We start from the raw sequence: 3,916 nt of genomic DNA on the forward strand, positions 1-3,916 counted from the left end.
ACGGGTTTGGGAAACAGCGCGATGCCGCGCAGGAAACGGAACACCGGCGAGTCCTGCGTGGCCGGTGGGGCGTTGAGGAAATCGGCGATGTCGTTGCCGGCGCTGAAGATGGCTTCGTGGCCCTGGAACACCACGCAGCGCACGGCCGGGTCGGCCTCGGCGGCGGCCAGCGCATCGGCCAGCGCGGCGTACATGGCGGCGGTGATGGAGTTCTTTTTGTCGGGGCGGTTGAAGGTCAGCGTGGTGACGCCGTCTTCGGTGTGGACGAGGATGTCGCTCATGAGGGGCCTGGATGGGTTGTGCGGAGAAATCGCGGGCCCGGGGTCGGTGGGCCGACGGCCCGGGCGGGTGCGCAGGGCCGCCAAATTACCACGAACCGCCCGCATTGTCTGGAGTGCGCTGCCCACTGCGCGACAAGGCCCATGGCCGCGGCCTACACTTCGCGCAAGCCGGTTCACGCCGCTGCCCGGGCCTCTCGCAGGCCAGGCCTTTCACGATAGGTTCCACCCATGCCGCCCCCTCGTCCGCCCTCCTTGTTCCGCTGTCTGAGCGCCGGCCTGCTGGCCCTGGGCCTGTGGTTGCCCACGCTGTCCCACGCGGCCGATCCGCAGCCGGCAGCCCAGGCTGCCCCCACGCCCAAGCGGCCCACGGTGGGCCTGGTGCTCTCCGGCGGCGGCGCGCGCGGCCTGTCTCACGTGGGCGTGCTCAAGGTGCTGGAACAGGCGCAGGTGCCGGTGGACCTGATCGTGGGCACCTCGATGGGCGCCATCATCGGCGGGCTGTACGCCAGCGGCATGAGCGCCGACGAGCTCGAACACGAGATCCTGGCGCTGGAGTGGGGCGACCTGTTCGACCCGCGCGAGCCGAGGCAACTGCTGTCGCAGCGCCGCAAGGAGGAAGACTTCGAGTTCTCGCCGGTGCTGCGGCTGGGCTTTCGCGACGGCGAGTTCCGTCTGCCCAGCGGCGCGGTGTCCACCCGCGCGCTGGAGGCCATGCTGCGCCGCTACACCCTGTCCACGCGCCACAAGGCCAGCTTCGACGGCCTGCCGATCCCGTTTCGCGCCGTGGCCACCGACATGGAGACCGGCCAGGCCGTGGTGATGGAACACGGCGACCTCGCCGCCGCGCTGCGCGCGAGCATGTCGGTGCCCGGGGTGTTCGCGCCGCTGGAGCTCGACGGCCGCATCCTGGGCGACGGCGGGCTGGTGAACAACCTGCCGGTGGACGTGGCGCGGCGCATGGGCGCGGAAGTGGTGATCGCGGTGAACATCGGCACGCCGCTGGCCGGACGCGAGACGCTGGGCAACCTGCTGGGCATCACCACCCAGATGGTCAACATCCTGACCGAGCAGAACGTGCAGGCCAGCATCGCCACGCTGACCAAGGACGACCTGCTGCTGTTGCCGCCCCTGGGCAAGATCACCTCGGCCGACTTCAACCGCGCGCCCGAGCTGGTGAAGATCGGCCACGACTACGCACAGTCGGTGCGCGAGGCGCTGAAGCGTTTCGCCGTGCCCCCGGCGCAGTACGCCGCCTGGGCCGCCCAACGCCAGGCCATCGCCGACACCGGCCTGACCCGCGGCGGCCATGTGGGCGCGCTGCGCTTCGAGGGCGTGGACGCCACGCGCGCCCAGCGCCTGTCGAAACTGGTGCAGAGCGGACCCGATCAGGGCATCGACCTGCCGCAGATCGAGAGCGACCTGCAGCAGCTCGCTGCCACCGGCGACTACGAGCAGGTGGACTACCGGCTGGAGCGCATCGGCAGCCGCGCCGACGAGGCGCTGGTGATCCAGCTGCGCGAGAACAGCTGGGGCCCGAACTACGTGCGGCTCGGGCTGGACCTGCGCACCGATTTCGACGGCCAGGGCGCGTTCAACCTGCGCCTGAGCCACAACCGCCACTGGGTCAACAGCGGTGGCGCCGAGTGGCGCAACCGCTTCCAGCTGGGCGAGACGCTGGGCGCGTTCACCGAGTTCTACCAGCCGCTGGACCGCCGGGCCAACTGGTTCGTGGCGGCCTGGGCCGACGCCAGCCTGAAGCGCATCGAACTCTTCGACACCCATGGCGACGCGGTGGCCACCGGCAAGCGCCGCGGGGTGCAGGCCGGTGTCGACGTCGGCTGGCCGATCGGTCTGCAGGGCCACCTGGGCGAGTTCCGGCTGGGATTGACCGGCAGCGCCCGGCGCGCCGAACCGGAGCTGGTGAGCGCCAGCGTGGTGGACCAGACCGCCGGTCTGAGCACGCAGCGCTGGCGCGAGGGCGGCGTGCGCATGGCGCTGATCTCCGACCAGCTCGACCACGCCAACTTTCCCTCGGCCGGCCACCGGATCAAGGGCGACCTGATGGTGGGCCGGCGCAACGCCGAAGGCACCGTCGGCACCGATTTCGTCCGGCTCGACAGCACGTTCAACGCCGTGGGCTCGTGGGGCCCCCACACACTGAACGCCGGTGCGCGCCTGGGCTACGCCAACCAGATCCCGCTGGGCGCGCTCGACGAATATTCGCTCGGCGGTTTCCAGCAGCTCTCGGGCTACCGCGTGGGCCAGGTGACCGGCAACTACCTGCTGTTTGGCCGCCTGACCTACTACCGCCGCATGCCCTGGAACGTCGGGGTGGCGCGCGCGCTGTTCGCGGGCGGCTCGCTGGAAGTGGGCAACGCCTGGGCCGACCGGCACGACATCGGCCTGAAGGGCCTGCGCACCGGCTCCAGCCTGTTCGTGGGCGCGGACACCGGCGTCGGCCCGTTCTACCTGAGCCTGGTGCACGCCGCACGCGGCTACACCGGGCTGTACCTGCTGCTGGGACGGCCGTAGGGCCGGCTCACTGGTGGTACAGCGGCTCGCCGAGAGCACCGCGTTAAGAACGATTGGCGGAGCACAGTGTCCCAACGCAGGGACACCGCGGAACCGGCTTTGCCGGGCCGCTGGTGCCCGCCCCCTTTGAGGGGGTGACGCGCTGCCAGCGCGGCGCGGGGGAGGGTCGTCAGACCCTTTCAAACACTCCGGCGGCGCCCTGCCCCATGCCCACGCACATCGTGACCATGCCGTACTTCTTGTTGTGGCGGCGCAGCGCATGCACCACCGTGGCCGAGCGGATGGCACCGGTGGCGCCCAGCGGGTGGCCCAGCGCGATGGCGCCGCCCATGGGGTTGACCTTGGCCGGGTCCAGGCCCAGGGTGTTCATGACGGCGAGCGACTGGGCCGCGAAGGCTTCGTTGAGTTCGAACCAGTCGATGTCGTCCTGCTTCAGGCCCGCGTTCTTCAGCGCGGCCGGAATCGCCTCGACAGGACCGATGCCCATCAGGTGGGGCGGCACGCCGCGCGACGCATAGCTCACGAAGCGGGCCAGCGGCGTGAGGTTGTAGCGCTTCAAGGCGGCCTCGCTCACCAGGATCAGCGCGCCCGCGCCGTCGCTGGTCTGCGAGCTGTTGCCGGCGGTGACCGAGCCGCGCGCGGCGAACACGGTGCGCAGCTTGGCCAGGCCTTCGAGCGAGGTGTCGGGGCGCGCGCCTTCGTCCAGGCTGATGATGCGGCTGCGGGTGGCAACCTCCGCGGTCTCCAGGTCCACGCTGCGGTCGGTCACTTCCACCGGTGTGATCTCGTCGGTGAATTCGCCGTTCTTCATGGCCAGCACGGCGCGCTGGTGCGACTGCACGGCGAACGCGTCCTGCGCGTCGCGCGACACCTTCCACTGCTGCGCCACCTTCTCGGCCGTGAGGCCCATGCCGTAGGCAATGCCGTAGCTCTCCACGTCGTCCGTGTTGCGGAAGATGGTGGGCGACAGGCTGGGCGTGTTGCCCATCATGGGCACCATGCTCATGCTCTCGGTGCCGGCGGCGATCATCACGTCGGCCTCGCCCACGCGGATGCGGTCGGCCGCCATCTGCACGGCCGACAGGCCGGAGGCGCAGAAGCGG

Annotated in this window: 3 protein-coding genes; 1 reads left to right on the forward strand and 2 read right to left on the reverse strand. The window is 70.6% G+C overall.

Going from position 1 to position 3,916, the window contains the following annotated elements:
- The coding region (locus tag V6M57_RS04560; RefSeq protein ID WP_332813802.1) for an enoyl-CoA hydratase-related protein at positions 1 to 281 on the reverse strand (281 nt) is incomplete at its 3' end.
- 252 nt (positions 282 to 533) lie between these two features.
- Between V6M57_RS04560 and V6M57_RS04565 the strand changes: the two genes are divergently transcribed.
- Positions 534 to 2,813 (forward strand): patatin-like phospholipase family protein, encoded by a 2,280-nt coding sequence (locus V6M57_RS04565; protein ID WP_332813803.1) that lies wholly within the window; start codon positions 534 to 536, stop codon positions 2,811 to 2,813.
- A gap of 169 nt (positions 2,814 to 2,982) precedes the next feature.
- Here V6M57_RS04565 and V6M57_RS04570 read toward each other — a convergent pair.
- Positions 2,983 to 3,916, reverse strand: a 934-nt coding sequence (locus V6M57_RS04570) for an acetyl-CoA C-acyltransferase (RefSeq protein ID WP_332813804.1), incomplete at its 5' end; no start/stop codon positions are given.

The organism is Ramlibacter sp., from assembly GCF_036676645.1.
Classification (GTDB): Bacteria; Pseudomonadota; Gammaproteobacteria; order Burkholderiales; family Burkholderiaceae_C; genus Ramlibacter.